The following is a 20,533-nucleotide window of genomic DNA, read 5'->3' on the forward strand; positions in this document are numbered from 1 at the left end:
CGCCTACAAGCAAGCCTCTGCGAGTTTTTCCAGAGCATCGACGCAATCGTTCGCGTAGTTTGCCGGCGTATCGTTACGCTGCCAAGCAAAGTTGAGGCCACTGCTCGAATTGAGCACATGGAACTTGCGTTTGCCACCGCCGTTTGCGATTGCCAGGAGAACCGTCTTTGCATCGCCGCCCTGACCGCCCGGCACGCCCGGAATGGACACGCCCGGAATGAGGAACGGGATTTCATGCTTGTGGGCAACGGTGTAAGCCGTAATCTTTTCCAGTTCTTCCGGGTGAGTTGCACCGACAACGGCACCGAGGTACCCCTTGTCAGCATCCCATTCCATAATCTTGTCAGCTACGGAATAGAAAGCTTCGGCAACGTCGCGCGGATCGTCACTGCGAGTAACAGGCAAATCCTGGAAGTCGTGAGCACCCTTGTTGCTCGTGCGGAGGAGCACGTAAGCACCGTTTTCGCTATTTTCGCGGATGAACGGACCGACAGAATCGGCACCCATCCACGGAGAAACAGTCACGGCGTCTGCACGGTAAACGTCGTAGGCGGCGTTGGCGTAGGCGGCACTGGACTTGCCAATGTCACCGCGCTTTGCATCCAAAATCACCGGAATGCCAGCACTTCTGTAATCGGCAATGAGTTGCTGCAAAACGAGCATTGACTGCACGCTCACGCATTCGTAATAAGCGCTGTTCGGCTTTACGACAGCCGGCTGCACGTTACGCTTGAGGCAGCATTCCAAGATGTCGGAATAGAAGCGCTTGATGCGGTCTTCGGGAGTGCCTTCGAGCGGAATGAGCTTGAGCACAGGGTCCATGCCCATGCACACCGGGTTACCGCACTTTGCAATACGCTGTTCAAGGCGATCGTAAAAGCACGTCATTACTTCAATTCCTCCTGAATCTGAGCGGCTTCGTAAGAGAGAATGCCGTGTGCGACAGCCACGTTCAGAGATTCAAGTTCACTGCTCATCGGGATCTTCACCGTTTCGTCGGCAAGTTCGATGAAGTACGGGTTCGTGCCAGCACCTTCGTTACCCACGAGGAAAGCCATCTTGCGGAGCTTGTGGCTCGGAATCTGGCGGAGAGACTGCTTGGCATGCAAATCCGTTGCGATGATGGTGTAACCCTTGCTGCGCAAGAAGTTGATCTGGTCCACGAGATCTACGTCGAATTCAAACGGAACGCGGAGGAACGTGCCCGAGGAACCACGCACAACCTTCGGGTTGAACGGGCTCACGGTACCACGACCGAGAATCATGCCCGAAGAATTGAAACCGAGGCTCGTGCGGAAGAGCGTGCCGAGGTTACCCGGATCTTGCACGGCGTCCACAAGCGTAAGCACGCTGCGGCTCGTTTCGTAAACCGGCTTCTTGCTTGCGATGTTGCAGTAAGCAATGATGCCCTGCGTCGTCATCGTCGAAGAAAGACGCTTCATCTGTTCTTCGTTAAGAGTATGGAGCGTAATTTCGGCTTCGTTAATGGCTTCGATGAGTTCTTCGTTTTCAAAACCTTCAACAACGTAAACAGAAATCACGAGTTCGCGGTGGTGCTTCACGAGTTCTTCGACAACGTGCACACCTTCACCGAGGAACTTGCCTTCGCGTTCGCGACCCTTTTCGGTCGTGCAGGCGATGAGGCGCTTGAACCAAGGAGGTGTAGAGCCGGCATCTTCAACAGCTTCAATCTGTGCAGCGCGTGCTTCGAGTGCAGCTTCGTCCAAGTTCTCGTCAACGGCTTCCTTCTGTTCGGGGCGCTGGCGATAAACCGGAGCGTTCATGGCACCATCACGGCGCGGGCCACGGTTAAACGGCTTGTCGCCAAAGCGGCGCGGACGGCGGTCACGGTCAAAGCGTCCGCCACGGCGTTCTTCACGGTTGAACGGACGGCCTTCGCGGTTTTCATCGCGGTTGTCGCGATCGAAACGGCGTTCACCACGATCAAAGCGGCGGTCGCCGCGGTCGCGGTCAAAACGACGGTCGCCACGATCACGACCAAAGGGCTTGTCGCCAAAGGAACCACGGTCGTCGTCGTTACGGCGAGGGCGGCGTTCAGGAGCTTCGCTAACTCCAAATTTGCGGTCAAGCGTCATTCTTACAGTACGCTTCGGTTTGTTTTCTTCTTCACTCATAGTTTTTCCATCAACTGTTTGGCGACGGATTCCCCGTCAATTTTCAAGATCTTGTAGAGAGCTTTGATTTCTCCCTGTTCAACGAATCTGTCCGGAAGACCAAACCGGTACAGTTTCTTGTCCGTATAGCCGAGGTCGGACAAAAGTTCCGCAATTGCTGAACCATAGCCACCCACAAGCGTGTTGTCTTCCAAAGTCACAATGACATTGTGATTGTCGAACAACGAACGGTAGCATTCCTGGTCGAGCGGCTTAATAAAACGGGCATCCACAAGCGTCGGGTTGTATCCGTTTTCACGAAGCACGGAGGCTGTTTTCTTGAGTTCATTTGTCATGAATCCGGCGCCCAATAAGAGTATGCCGGAGCCCTTCTCAAGAATCTTGGGGCTCTTATAATCGAACGATTCTTCCGAGGGCTTGAGTTCTGCTTCGAGCGCAGTGCCTCTCGGGTAGCGGATTGCCACAACACCTTCCATATCAATCGCAGCAATCATCATATCGCGCAATTCATTTTCGTTGGAAGGAGCCATGATGGTCATTCCAGGAACCGTACGCAAGAACGACAAATCGAAGGCGCCATGGTGCGTCGGGCCATCCGCACCGACAAGGCCGGCACGGTCGAGCACAAGCACCACATGCAAATTCTGTAACGCAATGTCGTGGATAATCTGGTCGTAAGCGCGCTGCATGAACGACGAGTAAATCGCCACCACCGGAACAACGCCTTCGCAAGCCATGCCCGCCGCAAACGTAACAGCATGCTCTTCGGCAATGCCCACGTCAATCACGCGATCCGGGAGTTCCTTCGCGACGATATCCATGCCGCAGCCCGTAGGCATTGCAGCCGTGATACCCATAATGCGCTTATCCTTCTTAGCAAGGTCCAAAAGCGTATTGCCGAACACGCTCGTGAGTGAGGGGTTCGGATTGCCCGGAGCAAGCGGGAGCCCACTTTCAGGGTCAAACGCACTACAACCGTGATACTTTGTCGGATTCTTTTCGGCAGCGTCAAAGCCGCGGCCCTTTTCCGTAAGCACATGGACAAGGCACGGGCCTTGCTGGTTTTTCACGCGTTCGAGAATCATCACAAGTTCATCGATATCGTGACCATCAATCGGACCAAAATAACGAATGCCCAAGTCTTCAAAGAAACGTCCCGGCTTCACGGCATTCTTTGCCGCATTCTCGACCTGCAAGAAGAGGTCACGGAAACGAGAACCCAGAATACCCGGCAAACGATTCATCACGCGATCCAGGTCGGTACGCATCTTGTTGTAAACCGGATCCGAAATCACGCGGTTCAAGTACTTGCTAAAACCGCCAATGTTCGGAGCGATACTCATCTTGTTATCGTTCAAGATGATGGTCATGTTCTGCTTGGAGGCGCCAACGTTATTGATAGCCTCGTAAGCCATACCGCCCGTCATGGAACCATCGCCAATGACAGCAACAACATTGTTGTTACGGTTGAAATGGTCGCGTGCAACGGCAAAGCCAAGAGCCGCCGAAATAGAGGTCGTGGCATGCCCTGCCCCAAAGCAGTCATAAACGCTTTCGTTCCTCTTCAGGAATCCAGAAATACCGCCCTGCTGGCGCAAGGTATCGAAGCGGTCGTAACGGCCGGTCAATAACTTGTGCACGTACGCCTGGTGTCCTACGTCCCAAACGATCTTATCGTCGGGTGCGTTGAACACATAGTGAAGCGCAAGAGTAAGTTCAACAACGCCAAGGCTAGATGCCAGGTGACCGCCATGTTTGGCCACCTGCCCAATAATGGTCCCGCGAATCTGCGAAGCCAAGTGGTAAAGCTCTTCGACTGAGCAGTGCTTCAAGTCCTGAGGCGACTTTACGTCTTTCAGTTCCATTTATTTCACTCGGGTAATGATGTATGCCGCTATGGAACGGAGGATGGAGGTATCGCACTTGAGGCTGTCCAACGCCTTGATAGATTCCTCATAGAGTTCCCTAGCACGTTCCCTAGACTTTTCCAGTCCGACGATGGACGGGTAAGTAGCCTTGCCCTTTTCGATGTCAGACCCAGCGTCCTTGCCAAGTTCTTCGGTCGTAGAGACAATGTCCAAGATGTCATCCACAATCTGGAAGGCAAGCCCGATGGAGCGGCCATAGTTGCGGATGATTTCCATATCACTCTCGCTTGCGTCTGCAAGCATCGCACCCACCAAGAGCGAAGCTTCGATAAGAGCAGCAGTCTTGTGGTAGTGAATGTAATCGACAATTTCTAAATCGACAGTCTTGCCTTCGCATTCGATGTCGGTCATTTCGCCACCGATCATGCCGTATGTGCCGAGCAAGTGAGCAAGAAGTTCAATCGCCTTTGCGTTACCCGTCTTGCCCATCATTTCGAAGGCGTGGATGCACAGAGCGTCGCCTGCCATCACTGCGGTAGCTTCACCAAACTTCTTGTGGCTCGTGAGCTTACCACGGCGGTAATCATCGTTATCGACGCACGGTAGGTCATCGTGAATAAGGCTGAACGTGTGGAGCATTTCGAGAGCGCTCGTCGCAAGCCAAATCTTATCGCCCTTGCCGCCAAACATGTCGAACGTGGCCTTAGCAAGTCCCGGACGCAAGCGTTTGCCACCTGCGAACATGGAATAGCGCATAGCCTCGTGCAAACGGCACGGACGGTCCTTTACTGGGGGGAGATGTTCATCAAACTTCGCCTCGGCATCTTTTGCAATGCGGGCGAGATATTCCTGAGCAATTTTTGCTTCTGATTCAATAGACTGCATGTATACAAAGATACTTAATTCGGGGCTCACTTAAAAGGGCTTTACTATCAAAACTAGAGTTTTAAATCTTTAATTTAAGAAGTTTAGCATGCGGGCGGGGCCCCAGCTCGGAGTGGATGCTTTCAGCATCAGCAATTACGGCTCAGCTATGTTTGCACAAGTGCAACCGCAGCATTCGCCTTTGATAACGCCTGCAATAGTCTACAAGGCGAAGCAAGCAGAAAACATTATGTTTTCTATTTGTGAGCCGAAGAACTGACGCTGTAAGCGTCAACCAGTCGTTCGCGACACTCGTTTTGCACGCTACTGCGAAGAAAATACCTTGGCCGACGCTTTTTTCTCTAAACGACATCCCTATACATTATAAAATGAAAAAATCCCGCTTATTACCAAGCGGGCTGATAATTTAGTTTGTTTGTAAATAAGCGGCTTATTTTTCTAATATTGCTGGATTTAAATCTTAGAAAAGCGCGCCGTAGAGCACGATATCGTCCAAATAGAATTCGGATCCGTTGCGGACGAAGAAATGCAACTGGCGAACATCGTCCTTAAGCGAGTTCCATGTGAAATAGCAGTTCTTATTATCCTGAGAATTATAGCACAGATCACCTGACTTAATGACATATCGCGTCCATTTCTGCGAATTCAGATCCGTCCATTCAGAAGCGGCTTTGAGCGAAACCCCTTTCACTTCCGATTCCTTATCCCAGTTTTCAAGCGACACGCGAATCTGTCCGGACCCCTTCGCATAGAACGCAATGGAATCAAGCGATGAGAAATTCCAGCCTTCAGAACGAAGCAACGTACCCGTTACAACCCAGGCATAAATGTTGTTCGTCCCAATCAAATTGTACTTGCCATGGAATACCTTTGACTTGCGGTCCTTATCAGTTTCAAAAGCCTTAGACAAGACTTTGGAACCAATGGAATCCACGCTAAAGTACCAACCTGCCGTATCGCCTTCAAAATTCTGCAATACAATCGACGGGTAGTCAAAATCAGCGGAGCCTGCAGAAGGTTCAATTTCCTTGGTCACGTACAAATTCATCTTTTCATCAACAACATAGATTTCAAGAGTGTCGTTCGACGGAAGCATCGGGAGCGAGAACACGCCTTCTTCATTGGTCTTCGTCATAACATCGAGACCGTAGACACCCACCCACGCATACTTATCGCCAGCATGAAGCGTTACACGGCTCATGTAGTTCGACGTTTCTTGCAACCTGACCGTATCGAGAGCAGCAATCTGCTTTGCAGAAAGCACCTTGGAATAAGCAGCCCCCGACTGGATAACCGTCAAGCGGTATTCGCCATTTTTCAAGGAATCAATCGCAAACACACCGTCCTTATCGGCATAAGCATCCGCATTGGCAACAGCATTGTTTACGCGCAAAGAATCTACGCGGGCATCGGACTTGCGGATAGCCAAAGACGCATACGAAGCGGGCTTGCCATCGACAACGGCAACAAATGTAACCTTGCCTTCGTACGGATCCGGCAACAAGTCGATAACTTCAGATTCATTCGGATTAAGCTTTACAGACAAACTTCTATAAACAACATTATTGTCACCGCGCAAGAAATACACTTGCAACGAATCGTTCGACGGCACCTGAGACAACTGGAAGCGACCCAAGGAATCCGAACGCACTAGCACGTCCATACCGCGCACACCGACCCAGACAAAATCACAGCTATTAGGAACATCGGCATAACCACCGAGAGTCGCCATGGGTTCAAGCTTCACGGAATCAAGGTTTGCACTATCATCCGGGGAATAAAGGCCTGTAAAAGCAGAACCACCATGCACAATAGTCAAGCGGTAATCACCATCTGGCTTCTCAAACGAGAAGTATCCGTTAGCATCGGCATAGAAGTCCGCATTCACAAGTGCGTTCGTTGCGCTGTCAACGGACGTCGTATGATCAACACTTCTAATAGCAACTCTTGCGTACGAAGCTACAGCGCCATTGCCCATATAGGCAAAACCGTTCGTCGTTTCGCTGCCGGGGCCTCCAGCAACGTGATCCGAACAGCTCCATAGCATGAGAGCTGAAATTATGCAGGCAAGCCGTTTCATTTTGACTTCTCCTGCAATTTTTTAGTAAAAGCAAGCGGGAACAGCTGAACATTCAGCTGGAATACCGTATCGTCGCCGGTTCCTTCCTGTGACAAGCGAAGCAAGTCAGAGCGGAACTCCTTAATCTTTTCACGGATGAGCTGGATATCGTTCATGTTGAACGTCATCGTCACAGTGCTAATATCGCGAAGAGGAGGCGCATGACGTTCTAGCGATTCACCGCCAAGGCGAATCGTCTCCTTTTGGAATGTCCGAACTGCTTCGGACCTCCAGTTACCACCTGTACTCACAAACGTATCATTCACTTTCCAGTACCCATCCTTTCCCTCAGAGATCATGTTCAGGTCGTGGAGGAGCTTGATAGCCTCCTTGGCTTGCTCCACCGTGATTGCCGGCGAACAAGACTCCGCGAGCCCTTCATAATCATCTTTAAAATTACAAATACCGATTACAGAACGGATAGCGTTATAGTACCAATGACGGTAAAATTCAAGTTCTTTTTTGGCAAGACGCTTTAAAGGAATACCCTTCAAGGCCTGCATCTTCTCATAGTGGTTCAGGGCTTCCTGATCGCTCTTGGCGCGTCCAAAATAGACCAGTTCCGACCAATAGGCGGTTTCCTTTTCGTCAAGCTCAAAAAATTCAGCCATGGGCTTGATAAAGTTGACCGCAAGGTGGATCTTGCCCTGCGAAATTCGGAGGAGGTTTCCTGGATCAGCACCGAGTTTCATAGCCATGTATCGCCAGGATATAACCGTCTTGCGCTTTTTAAAATCTTCAAAAGCGTCTCTAATCCATTCGCGATAATCGGTATATTCAAAAATTGGTTTCACAGAAAGTCCTCACGTCAAACAGCACCTCGCGCTATCCCAAGACAACTTCCCTTTCCTCATCCAACACAAGACAGTACGGGTGGTTTGAAGTAGTATAAAGATATCTTTATACCCATCAATAGGTTAGTGCACAGCCCTATCGTTCGTTGTGGAATTTTACAACGGAAGTCGAACCAGCAGAGCAGGTCGCTATCCAAGAACATTCTTGCAAATCGGCAAAGCGAGTGTCGCTGCAGCGGCCATCAAAGGCTAGAGCGCCGTTTTCGTCAAAGTAGTAAGCGACTTCGTAAGTGATTTCAACAAGCTTGGACTTTATCACCTCTGGAGCACTCATCACTTTCGACGTGATGTCAATCACACAGTTGTCTTTCAATTCCGAAGCTTCGGCAGCCGAATCAAGCGAATTCCAATGAATCTGAATTTGCTTGAAATCTTCCACTTCAGGGTGCTTGGAACAAGACACGAGCAAAGTAACCAAAACCGCAAGAAGAAGCCAACCGCGCATTTCAGATTCCTTAATGACTACGTCTGAACGTTGCCACGGTAACACGGTTACGGCCGCTTTCCTTCGAAGAATACAACGCCTTGTCGGCACGAGCAATGAAGGACTTCGGATCTTCGCCCGGTACCATTTCGGTCACACCAAAGGAGCAGGTCACCTGCTGCTGCTTGATAAGCGTCGTTGTTTCAATCGCCTTGCGGAGCTTTTCTGCAAGGAACGCCGCGTTCTGGATACTCGTCTCATCACTCAAGATCACGAACTCTTCGCCGCCCCAGCGCACAAGGGAATCCGTATTGCGAATCATGCTCTGCACAAGCTTTGCAAGGTTCACAAGAACTTCGTCGCCAACGAGATGGCCGTATGTATCGTTCACTTCCTTGAAGTGGTCGATGTCGAAAATCATGAACGACACCGGGAGGCCTGTCCTATTGAGTTTTTCCTGTTCGCGGAGGAGAACACCGCTAAAGCCAGCACGGTTGAGGCACCCGGTAAGCGGGTCTTCCTTACTGGACTTCTCGTACTCGCTCTTCTCGATTTCGAGAGCACGGAGGTTCTTCTTGAGTTCTTCCTGCTTCTTCTTGTTAATCGCGCGTTCACGACTGTAATCGAAGAACCTGATAATCAAGATGATAAGGAATGTGACAAACCATAAAGCGACAAGCGTCGTCACGAGGTCCACTTGCGAAATTTTTTTACCCTTGAAGCGAAGCCTATTGATTTCCATGCCGCCATAACCAAGCGGAGCGTTTGTGCCGGTCTGGATTTCAATAAGCGGAATGTTCGAAAGATCAACGCGCGCCTTGTGAACGTTGATTTCGTTCTGGGCCACCCACCAGCCAGCCACGCGGAATTCCTGCGGGACAAACACGGCCGGATACGGCTCCCTGGTCGGGGTAAATTCAATCTCGTTAAACTTGAGGGAGGTCTCGTCGTTCTTGCGATAAAGCGCCTTATCGTAACCGCGCATGTAAAGACGGACGGAGCCCTCGTTACGCGGTTTGAGCCACACAAAAAGACTGTCGTAGTTCGAAAGGTCTAACCCTTGGAACTTGCCATCGCCAAGATAAATCTTGATCCCGACATACGGGTAGGCGTATCCCTCGCGAAGTTCGTACTCAATAACAACAGAGCTATCGGTACGGGTCATCGTAATTGCAGAAGTACCTCCATCCACGGAGTCCGCACTTGCAACCACATAGGGATATTCGCCAAGATTAATGTCTAAAATGTCATCAAGGAAATGCCGATATGCAAACATGGCTACGGCGGTCACCACCAATAGCACAACAATCAGGAAATTCATCCTGAAAAGGGCATACACATTTCTCATAACTTTTGAAGACATAATCACATATCCATTTTAGGCCATGACATTCTAAATATACAAAAAAGGACGTTCATCGCTAAGAAATTATCTCGAAAGCCATCGTCCAAGGCGAGCGATTACGGGCCTTAGAGTGTTCGCCAGCTCTTCTTGGGAATGTGTATCGGGGTGTCCATGCAAACCGACATTCGATGTAAAGACGTGTTTATATTCGAGGTCCTTGTGTCCGGCAGCGATTTCGCTATCGTAAATCTCTTTAATCGTGGGACCAAGGTCATCGTTCGGCCAAACTTTCGTCGAAATAAGCAGGAATTTCACACCAGGGTGAGACTTACGGAGCTTTTCGAGCAGTTTTACGTACGCCTTTTTGAATTTTCCTTTATCCGCATACGGAGGATTGCCCTGAAAATCGTTAATTCCTTCAAAAATCACGACAACCTGCGGGTGGAATTTTTCAAAATCCCAGCGTTCTGGCTTCGAATATGAGGTTACCGAGCCCATGACCGTGTAATCATAGAGGCGTTCCATGGTCCAATCGGGCACGATATTGTCGTAGTTGCGCACAAGACCGCGCCCACTGAAGGCATTCACCTGGTAGTCGGCATTGAAACCGCTAGCAAGGAGGTATGCATAACTTTTGGAGGCATTCGTCTTATCGAACTCGGGAGCGTCTTCAGCAGAAGAACCTTCGCAACCATAACCCGCGGTAAAGGAATCGCCGATGAACTCGATGCGGCGTTGGGAAGGCTTGGGGGCTTCGCCAAACTCGCCATCAACGGAAATGCCGTAGAACTTGATTTCGGGAACGCCACTTTCGCTAATCTTGATGAAGCGGTACTTGTGGAAGGCGCCATCGTCCTGAACCTTGATTGCACGTTCTTCCTTGGCATCGACTTCGAACTGGTCAATTTGCTTGCCGTCGCGGTCAAGGCGCCAGCGGGAACGGCCTTCGACTGTAAATGTAATTTTCGAGGCTTTGGCATTAAATGTAATGGATGCAGCAGGCGCACTGGCGCGGCTCACGCCGTTATCATGGGCCCAGCGGCCGTTAAACAGCAAATTTTGCATAGAAGAAGACGCTCCGAAAGAGTACGCGACAAGGGCACTCAGCAAAAGGAATATGCGAAGAAGATTCATTGAGGGAATGATAGTATTTTTTGAGTTACTAGTTACTAGTCAATAGTTACTAACAGTGTCATTCTGAGCGCAACGAAGTGGAGTCGAAGAATCTAGTTAAGTTGGCCGACGCTTTTATATGCAACAAAAAGACCCCGCAACGGTGTGCGGGGTGACACAGGAAAAATCAGGAACACAGCACTGAAGCCAAAAATCGTCTTAATCCACCCTACTGACAGACTGTAACCGAATAGAATTTAAATCAGGGCCATACGAGGGCGGATTAAAACTATAAATTACACTCACTTTAGCTCGATCACTTTTTGCAGAAACAAGCTGCGACGCCATAACTGCCACACCAAACATATTTGCAGAACCACCCACCGGAGACAAAACTAAACGTAATTCATGATTTGGATGATTATAATCTAAACCGCTAGGTTGATTCTGTATTGGATAATATGTGATCATTTTTGTTGTATGAAATTTACCGCAATTAGCAGAAGTACCTAACCAAAAAATAATAGTTCCATCTGGCTGACTAGCTAATCTACACACATAGCCAGTTTGTTCACACATATCCGTCGGCACATAAATTCCTGATGCAAGCGTTGCACCTGAGGTATTGCAGCGATCATTATCATCGTACTTTGGTTCATCAGCTTGAGCAATTGTTAAACCAATAGCAATTGTTACTAGTAGTAGATTTTTTTTCATTTTAACCTCTTTTCTTAAAAAGGGCACCCTGTCACAAATTTTAGATTTACTTCTTCCGCATTCGGAACTCTTGAAAAATTAAAGGTTCCGTCATATTGAACCATACACGAAAAAGTAACATTACAATTCATTGACTTGATATTACAGAACGCTTTATACGCCCCATACTTGCTATATATAAAATATTCACCATCTATATTTCTTTCAAAATCCACTGGATTACCTATATATTTCCGACCAGCAATTTCATTATTTTTCAAACAAAAGGTACCAAGGAAATCTAAATTATCTAGTTTAAGATTTTCGCATACAGAATATCTATCAGAATTCATTTCCAAAATCCATATAGAGTCTCTTACATTTTCAGTTGTACTATCAAAATAAAGAAATAAGTCATATGGTGAGGGATTGTTTTCATCCATAGGGGCAATGCTGAAATATATACTCCCGTTTTTTCCACAACGAACAGAATCCGAATCAAAAGACATTCCGTTGATTGAACAATCTCTATTCACAACAATTTCGTGTTCATAGGGATTATACGAATCATTGCATGCACAAAAAACAAATGCGGCTAACATGATTACTATAAACTTTTTCATTTTTTTCTCCTTACATCCAAGAGGATTGGAGCCAAAACATCATAAGACAAATGTTCAACCTTATCTATCGCATAGCCCCAACCTTGCTGATTATCATCATTACTTTCAAGAACAACTTTAAGAGTCTTCGTTTTTACACCAATAGTCTTCCCCGCAAGTTCCGAACCAGTATACGCACCTATCAATTGCCCCGAACCATCATAAAGATAAATCCAATCATTCGGAGCTACAAAAGTCCTACTATCAAATGTAACATAATTTTCCAAAAAATTCCCTAATTCATGAACACAGGAACTAGTCTTATTTTTTAAATAAGGATGTTCATCTTCAAAACAAACGGGTTCTTCTAATTTGAAATCGCTAACAATAGACGCCACTTGTGCAAAACCATCCGTACTATTCCCAACTTTAACTTTATATCCTTCAACAACAACTTGCCATTCGCCAGTCTCAATATCAGCACCAGAAAATTCTCCTTCAACATCAACGACTTCGACATTATTGAGATGGTCAAAGCATGAACGAAAAACATTCGAATCTAGGCATTCCAAATGTTTCTTTTGATAAGCCCCCTTTTCCGCCTCATCAAGCGTTATCATTTCATAACCGGATGTTCTAGCCAGTAACCCTCTGGCACCAACGAATTTACCATTTTCATCCATATATGCTGTTGAAAGAGAATCTAACTTCCATGGATAATAACGTATACCAGACGGGGACACAAGATACATATCCAAATCATTGACTAATTTTGATTTGGTAAAATTTTCTACAGAAACATCTTCAACTGAAGGGACAGCATCATCCCAAACCAAGGTAATCCTCACTTTTTTTACCCCAGCACCAGCAGGAATACTAAACGTCCACTTTTTAACCATTCCATTGTATATTTCAAATTCACGGAACCTCTCAAATTTTTGATTTGCAGCATCATAACCGTCAATAATATCCAAAGCACCTTTCGCATTCACACTACCCCAACCTGTTACAAAATCAGGACCTTGTCCGTATGATACTCTCACTTTTTTTCCTTCCATAATTTCAACCCCATCCAAAACTCTATGTTTGCCTTTCATATCTGTAGCCGAATGTATAAGTATAGCCTTTGTTGTCGAATTTCTCATTGATTGTTCTTCTAAAGGCAACCCCGTTCTCTCTCTAAATTTCTGATACATCAAAGCAACAACCCCAGTTACAATTGGAGCCGACAACGATGTTCCACACATAAAATCATAATCATAACTTTCTATCCTTCCTTTGCCAATAGTCGTTGCTACAACAAAACTATATCGTGTACCATGCGCCACAACATCTGGTTTTATACGACCATCCCATGTAGGCCCCAGCCCTGAAAAACTAGCCACAATATCCTCAGCTCTAGCATCGATAGCACCAACAACAATGGCGTTTTTAAATGGACCCAATATGGAATGAAAACCTCTCATCGTATCATAATATTGAACGTCTCCATTATTTCCTGCAGCCATAACAAAAGTTTTAGTTAAAAAGTCACCACCTTCAGAAAACAGCTTCCAATTTCTAAAAATATTTTCATCTATCTTTCTAAAATTTTTCCCATAATAAATCGCTTTCCTCATCTTCTCCTTTTGGTCTTTTTCATCAAAAAAACAACATATATCATCATTTTCAACCAAAGCTGTAGAATGATTTACCACATGCCCTGACTGACGGTTAAACACACCACCCAATGAATAAAATTGCACCTTAGGAGCAATTCCTCTCAATCGAGAATTTGGCGCCCCACTTCCATTTCCACCAATAGCACCCGCCACTCTTGTTCCATGATCCGCCCGACCTACGGTAGTGTTATCATAATCATATTTTTGATTTTCTTTACTATACCATGGAGATTTTCTAGGAAAATATTCTTTTTTTTCAACATCATATTCTTGAAAGGCTAAATTTTCAAAATCCACCCCAGTATCATAAACGCCAACAACCACTCCCTCTCCTGTATACAACTCTCCTTTTAACCACGTTGTTGTTTTTACAGTTTCTTTCATCCCCGCCACCCATGCCGGACTACTTTGTAAATAATTCAAACCCATTGAACGATAAATCTGACCATTGTAAAAATCAACATCACTAAAATAATATACTTTATCTTCAGAGCACGAAGCAAAAGGCGCCCCCACCTTCTCCGTTGCCAAATCCTTCACATTGTGATTTCGCGATAGACATTGCACAGAATCCCTTGGAACCGTAGCCAAAACAATTTGACGGTCAATCAACGCGTCTGCACCTCCGCACGATGTTACGATATCCTTGCATGTAAACATACCCACATCAGGCCAACACATCACTTCTAGCCTATACGAGAGTTTTTCTTCTACTATTTCCTCACATGAACCATCCTCTTGGCAAACACGTTTTTTCCCATACAAATCATCGTCTCCCAAAATCAAAGAAAGAGATGTCGTGTCATCTACAGAAAATGCGTTATAAAATCCAGACAATTGCAGTTGAAGCGTTTTTACTCTAACCGGAACAGAAGCCCTGCTAAACAAGAGCGTTCGCCCTAGATAAGTAGATACTTCAACAACATCGACACCCTTTGCTTTTAAAGAATCCTTTTCACTCTTCGTAAATACGGAATCTTTCAGAATCCAAAAACGGCCTTGAGGTACAACCTCATCTTCACTGCCTTTGAATTTTTCAATCACATGATGCTTATTACGGCTACTCCAGACAACGTTGCCGGTTCCACTAGATCCATCAAGCGGATTGTATCCCCAAAGAATGTTATTTTTATCATCATAAACTGCCATGAAGTAACTCTTTTCCTTAACAGCAGCATTTTTCTGATACGAATAATCCCTGCTACAATCCCAAGCCTTCCAATCTTCACGATGCAAACGAAAATGCAGTTTAACCGATTTGCCGGGACGCAACTCGCCCTTCGTTTTCAAATTCACTACAGTATATTTCCCTGCGGATACAATCATTGTATCCACCTTAAATGAGTTTGATGCGTAATCAACAGAAGCACGAAGCATTGAATCCCGACCATAGTTTCCCGTTTTCACGCCACTGCAGCTAGGTTTGTTCGCGTTCTTTTCGCAATACTGGATATTTGTGTTTTCTGCGAAATACTGGATTACGGGATTTGATATGGTCTTTGTCGAAATATTGGCAAGAGTCACCCTATACTCTACCCAATTCCATTCCGTTCTATGGCGTTCACTTTGAAAGTCAACAAGCAAAGAATCACTAGCCATCATCATTGAAGGCAAAAATACTACAAAAGCAATTATTTTAACAAGTAATTTCAGTCCACTCATTTCAATATTTTTCATACAAAGCATTACATTATAAATTACAATATAACTAACTTTATATACAAAATAAAGCTAAGTTTTTTTTTACAAACTAAATAAATTCTAATATATAAAAAAACGTAAAAAGCCCCCACATACAACGGAATGTTGCTGGAAGCATTATAAAGGAAACGCCGGCACTAGGGCCGGCATGACAACGCTAAAACAACTTGTCGCGGGATTCTTACGCTTGCGATGTCGCGGCTTTCTTGCTCAGGACCTTGATTTCTTGAATAAAGGAAAGGTCGAGCGAGAACTTTTCTTCCTTGCCACTTTCCTGAATTTCGACCATCGAGGGAGACTTCGCCAAATGGAGCGCATGCACGTAGAACATCTTTTCTTCGAGCTTTGCGTTTCGCTTGGTCTTGTCCATGATTTTTGCAGCAAGCGGAGTGCCCACCGTCTTTGCATAGCGCAAGACCTTCACAAGATCAAACGTGCTCAACTTCTGATAAACGCTACCGTACTTGGTAGAATCCATCGTCGCCTGGGCAGATGCTTCGTCAGCTTCGTCGCGCAAGTCATAGTCGATTTTCTTGGATTCCGGCCATGCAATGGCGAACTCGGCTTTCCATTCTTCTTGCGCAGCCGGCGTGCGGTTTTCGCTCGATTCGCCTGCGCACGGGAAGAATCCGTAGTTTTCGAGAATTTCGAGCGCACGGGGTTCCCTTTCCGGATTTAGAACAAAGCCGTATCCCGGAATGTATTCCTCGGTGCATTCCATGAACTGCGGGAAGCGTGAAAGTTCGGCAAGCACTTCGGCACTTTCGACCTTGAGGAGTCGAGCCGTGCGCACCTTGGCGCCATAGAACGAGGCATTCCATTCGGCAAGCGTCGAAGAAACGTTCTCAGGCGGCTTGAGCCAGTTGCGGAGATTTTCCACTTCGGATTCCGGGAAGCCACACTTGAGGCCAGCCACATAAGTTTCCTTTTCGAGCGTAAAGCAAAGGAACGTCTCGTCGTTCTTGACTTTTGCAAGGCATGCGAGAGAGTAAAGCACACGCGGAGCCATGCCGGTCGAAACGACCAAGTCAAAGTTCGGGAGTGCCGTGAGGTTCGCTTCGGGAATGGACGCGATAGACGTATCGAGCCAATCCTTGCCCGACTTGCTCAGAACTACGGAAGTAATCTTGCCCTGCGCCATGCGGAAATCGACAAGTCCCAGAATCCAAAGTTCACAAAGCGGACGCGGCATGAATTCCCAAGGCAACACCTTGTTCTTTTCCTGAATGCGGTAAGATGGATCCATCACCCAGAAGAGGAGAGCGGCGTCAGCAGCGGAGAGGCCTTCGCCCAAGCCAGTCAGCAAATGAGCGCAAAGGTCACGATCCCCGTGGAAGCGTTCCTTGATCCACCAAGAAATTACATCTTGATGCAAGCGGAAACCGTTCTTATGAATAAAATCAATGGCAGTCGCCGACGGAAGCAAGAAGGAGTTTTCGCGTTCAAGCCAACCGTTCTGCACGAGGAAACTAAAGATAAGCGAAATTTCGTGTTCGCAAGCCTTTTCGGAAACATGGCGAGACGATGTAAACGCTTCGGCGCAAATCTGGCGGCCACGGCGATGGAGCGTTCCGTTTGCATTGATGCGGAGTTGCTTTTTCTTGGCGTTTGCAAGCACAATGCAAATATGCCAATCCAAAAGGTTCTGGAAAGAAATCAACGGAGAAACCGTATCAATCTCGCCTTCCGGCTTAACATCAAAGCAACCGACAAAATCCGTAAAGCCCGCGTATATAGGAGTCCCGCCCACAAAAGAACGGTAAAGGACGAATTCACGGCACATCGTAAGGAGGAACGTCTGGAGTTCGCGATTTTTGCTTACAGGGACCGTGAGGCGAAGTTCGTTAAATGCAAGTCCTCTGGACCCGCTATTGTAAATCAAATTCAGGCAGCGGCGCTGCCACATTTCCATCTTGGAAAACAGTTCCGCCACACGTTCCTTGTTGGAATAAAAAGACAGTGTTTCGGACTGGATGAGAGCGTTGTTTAAAAGTCCTTTTTTGCCGAACGCCTTAGCATGGGCGTTGCGAAGCAAGGGCTTGGACATACCATCAAAAAAAGCGTTTAAATCAAACATTATGCACCTTAAAACAGGATGCCAAATATAATAAAAATCACGCGGTTAGTTAAGGGGCTACACACGTGAACAGGTGTTGGGTAGTAGGAAGTAGGCGGTAGGAAGTAGGAAGGGAATACTAGGTATGAGGTCGGGCTCCGCCCTTTGGGGTCGCTACGCTTTGAGGGTATAGGTAAAAAAAAGGAAATGCCGCAACAAGTGCGGCATGACAATTCACTAAATCCTTCGACTTCGCTCAGGATGACACGTTGCAAAGCACTTCACTTCGGCGGGCTCAGTGAACTTGAAGCGACCCGGAACAAGTCCGGGGTGACAACGTTAGATTTACTTCACAAAGCGTTCGATGTCGGAGACGGAGCCAGCGATGCGCTGCTTGAAGTTCCAAATGCGGGAGAAGGTCTTGCCGTAGCGTTCGAGGATAACGCGATTATCCAAGATGAGGACCTTTCCGGAATCGGAATCAGAACGCAAAAGGCGACCCAAGCCCTGACGGAGTTCAATATAGGCTTCTGGGATAAAGTAATCCTTGAAGAAGTTCTTGTTTGCAGCCTTCATCTCATTCGTGATGCCAGCGACAAGCGGATCTGTCGGGTTCGGGAACGGGAGCTTCGTAATAACGAGCAACTTGAGCGCATCGCCCGGGAAGTCCACACCTTCCCAAAGGCTTTGGCAACCCAAGAGGCAGGCGCCGCGTTCCTTGCGGAACATAGCCACGAGTCCGTCAAGCGAGCCATCGACATGCTGGCAGAGCAAAAGCTTGTTGCGTTCGGCAAATGCCGGAGCAAGTGCAGCCTGCGCCTTCATCATCGTAGCGACACTTGTGAAGAGCACCATCGTATTTTCTTCAATCGACGGGAGCACTTTCAAAAGCGTATCGTTCAAGGCATCGCCAAATTCCTGAGCCGAAGGTTTCGGGAGGAACTTAGCCACCATCACGGAGCGGCGTTCGTTCACATCGGACTGTTCAGTATAAACTCTCACAAACGGCTGTTTGCTCAAGCGCAAATTGTCCATGCCCATTTTTTGCAAGAAATACGTGAGATCGGCCTGCACAGAAAGCGTCGCCGAAGTAAACGTCGCAGACTTGATCCACGGATAGAACTTTTCTCTCCAGATGCTACCAGAATGGAGCGGAACTGCATGCAGCTTGATGGTATGCGGGTTGAACGGTTCTTCCATGTAGAAGACCCAATCACTGCGGCCCGCCTTTGTAACAAATTCAAAGTCCGAAATGAAATGGCCAATCTCGGTCATGCGGCCATCAAGGTCACTCACAACGCCCTTGAGGGAATCAATATTTGCAGCCGCCGCAACGAGCTTTTCAGCAAAGCCACGAGCATTAGCGTACTGTTCGAGGAACGTTGCCGGGTCAGCTTCGTATTCAGCGAGGATGCTATTCGTGTACGTAAAGCCACTGCGGCCATTTTTCTGCTTAGCAAGTTTCTTGCCAATCTTCATGAAGAAGCGGTGCAGAGCCTTTTCGGATTCGCCCAAAGCTTCGGAAAGCTTGTCGCAGAGTTCATGGAGTTCCGGCTGTTCTGCCGGGATTCGGCTTGCAATTTCTGCAATGAGGCCGTCGCCACCCGCTTTGGAAGGTTCGAGCGTTTTTGCAATATTTCTGAATCCGAAGAACGAAATCGTGCGGCCAAACACCTGGTTACTGATTTCTGGCAGGCGGTGCGCTTCGTCAAAAACAATGTGTTCGTACGACGGGAGCAACGCAAAATCGAGTTGCAAATCAGAAAGGAAAAGCGAATGGTTCACAAGCACCATGTTTGCATTCATGGCCTTGCGCTTTGCAATGAGTGCCGGGCAGTTTTCGTGACACGAGTGATTTTCGCCGTTGCAGCAAGAGGCACTGCACGAAAGCTTCGACCAAAGCACACGATTGCGGCTCTGGCTAAAGGAATTGCATTCGTTGATGTCACCCGTTTCAGTCGTCAAGACCCATGGGATAAGCGCCATGAAAGAATCGCGTTCTTCGGTGGAAAGGAGCGTTTGCGGATGCATCAGCAGTTCTTCGAACTTACGGAGGCAAAGGTAGTTGTCGCGGCCTTTCAAAATCGCCGGGCGAAGTTCGCCATTGTAAATCTTTGCAATCTGCGGGATAGACTGAGTCCAAAGCTGTTCCTGCAAAGTGCGCGTTGCGGTACTGATGAGCACACGCTCGCCGGTAATAGCCTTGTTTGCAGCCGTAATCAGGTAAGACAATGTCTTGCCGGAACCGGTCGGAGCTTCGAGCACGCAGAGACCGCCCTTGTACATATTGCGTTCCATGACCGAGGCAAAATCCTGCTGGTTGTGGCGCGGCTTGTAATTATCAACGACAAACGAAATAAATCCGCCTTCCTTGAAAAATTCACTCACACGCGGAGCCCTAGACTTAGGCAAAGCTTCTGGAGCGGGGGCTATAGGCAACTTGTACTTCGGAGCGGCAAGCGTTTCGACATTCGATGTGAAAAGCGTCTCGTAGCCGGAGCCCTTAGCAACTTTAGAAAGAGCATCATAAATCCACGGGTCCATTGTAGAAATCTTTTCGAGAGCCTTCACGAACAAGCGTCCGCAAGCATCAGCATCAGGCAAGGCACGATGAGCACGGCTACGTTCAATATCGAGTTCCTGTACAAGTGTATCGAGACGATGGTTCGGAACATCCTGGAACGCAATGCGCGAAAGCGTGAGCGAATCCCAGAACACATGGGAATCATAAGAAATACCGACCTTGGTAAACGCCTGCTTGAGGAACTTGGAATCGAAAAGGGCATTGTGTGCAACAATCGGGAGATCACCGATAAACGAGCAAATCTGCCCAGCAACTGTTGCAAAATCCGGAGCACTTTCCAAGTCAGCCTTGTTAATGCCAGTCAGCGTCTCAATAAAGGGACGAAGTTCAGCAGAAGACGGTTTCACCAGAAAATCGAGATTTTCCTTCGGTTCGCCATTTTCAAAGCGAACTAGAGCCACCTCGATGATTTCGTCTTTCTCGAAATCAAGACCGGTTGTTTCCAAGTCAAGCGCCACAAATGCGGGAATTTTTTCCATCTTCATCCATC

14 protein-coding genes are annotated in these 20,533 nt (G+C 47.5%); all 14 read right to left on the reverse strand.

What is annotated here, in order from left to right:
* Positions 1-3: 3 nt before the first annotated feature.
* Complete coding sequence (gene pyrF, locus HUF13_RS07205; RefSeq protein ID WP_173474495.1) at positions 4-888, reverse strand: orotidine-5'-phosphate decarboxylase; 885 nt, start codon at positions 886-888, stop codon at positions 4-6.
* Positions 888-2,135 carry an RNA methyltransferase gene (locus HUF13_RS07210; RefSeq protein ID WP_173474496.1) on the reverse strand — a complete coding sequence of 416 codons (1,248 nt, stop codon included), beginning with the start codon at positions 2,133-2,135 and terminating at the stop codon, positions 888-890. Before HUF13_RS07210 ends, pyrF begins: the two co-directional genes overlap by 1 nt.
* Positions 2,132-4,000, reverse strand: a complete 1,869-nt coding sequence (gene dxs / locus HUF13_RS07215) for a 1-deoxy-D-xylulose-5-phosphate synthase (protein WP_173474497.1) — start codon at positions 3,998-4,000, stop codon at positions 2,132-2,134. Before dxs ends, HUF13_RS07210 begins: the two co-directional genes overlap by 4 nt.
* The gene (locus tag HUF13_RS07220; protein ID WP_173474498.1) at positions 4,001-4,888 is read right to left on the reverse strand and encodes a polyprenyl synthetase family protein; all 888 of its coding nucleotides are present in this window, start codon (positions 4,886-4,888) and stop codon (positions 4,001-4,003) included. It abuts the gene before it with no gap.
* Between the two features lie 460 nt (positions 4,889-5,348).
* Complete coding sequence (locus HUF13_RS07225) at positions 5,349-6,968, reverse strand: hypothetical protein (protein ID WP_173474499.1); 1,620 nt, start codon at positions 6,966-6,968, stop codon at positions 5,349-5,351.
* Entirely contained in the window at positions 6,965-7,801 is an 837-nt protein-coding gene (locus tag HUF13_RS07230) for a TIGR02147 family protein (protein ID WP_173474500.1), read from the reverse strand. The genes HUF13_RS07225 and HUF13_RS07230 overlap by 4 nt, the downstream gene beginning before the upstream one ends.
* Positions 7,802-7,937: 136 nt before the next feature.
* Positions 7,938-8,306 (reverse strand): hypothetical protein, encoded by a 369-nt coding sequence (locus tag HUF13_RS07235; protein WP_173474501.1) that lies wholly within the window; start codon positions 8,304-8,306, stop codon positions 7,938-7,940.
* 10 nt (positions 8,307-8,316) lie between these two features.
* Positions 8,317-9,606, reverse strand: coding sequence for a GGDEF domain-containing protein (locus tag HUF13_RS07240; protein WP_304038916.1), 1,290 nt, complete (start codon positions 9,604-9,606; stop codon positions 8,317-8,319).
* A gap of 108 nt (positions 9,607-9,714) precedes the next feature.
* Positions 9,715-10,695, reverse strand: a complete 981-nt coding sequence (locus tag HUF13_RS07245; protein WP_304038918.1) for an SGNH/GDSL hydrolase family protein — start codon at positions 10,693-10,695, stop codon at positions 9,715-9,717.
* A gap of 267 nt (positions 10,696-10,962) precedes the next feature.
* Positions 10,963-11,460, reverse strand: coding sequence for a hypothetical protein (locus HUF13_RS07250; protein WP_173474504.1), 498 nt, complete (start codon positions 11,458-11,460; stop codon positions 10,963-10,965).
* A gap of 14 nt (positions 11,461-11,474) precedes the next feature.
* Entirely contained in the window at positions 11,475-12,062 is a 588-nt protein-coding gene (locus HUF13_RS07255; protein ID WP_173474505.1) for a hypothetical protein, read from the reverse strand.
* Complete coding sequence (locus HUF13_RS07260) at positions 12,059-15,379, reverse strand: S8 family serine peptidase (RefSeq protein ID WP_173474506.1); 3,321 nt, start codon at positions 15,377-15,379, stop codon at positions 12,059-12,061. The genes HUF13_RS07255 and HUF13_RS07260 overlap by 4 nt, the downstream gene beginning before the upstream one ends.
* A gap of 205 nt (positions 15,380-15,584) precedes the next feature.
* Positions 15,585-17,480, reverse strand: coding sequence for a hypothetical protein (locus HUF13_RS07265; RefSeq protein WP_173474507.1), 1,896 nt, complete (start codon positions 17,478-17,480; stop codon positions 15,585-15,587).
* 324 nt (positions 17,481-17,804) lie between these two features.
* Positions 17,805-20,528 (reverse strand): helicase C-terminal domain-containing protein, encoded by a 2,724-nt coding sequence (locus tag HUF13_RS07270; protein ID WP_304038920.1) that lies wholly within the window; start codon positions 20,526-20,528, stop codon positions 17,805-17,807.
* Positions 20,529-20,533 lie beyond the last annotated feature (5 nt).

The organism is Fibrobacter succinogenes (genome assembly GCF_902779965.1).
In the GTDB taxonomy this organism is placed as follows: Bacteria; Fibrobacterota; Fibrobacteria; order Fibrobacterales; family Fibrobacteraceae; genus Fibrobacter; species Fibrobacter succinogenes_F.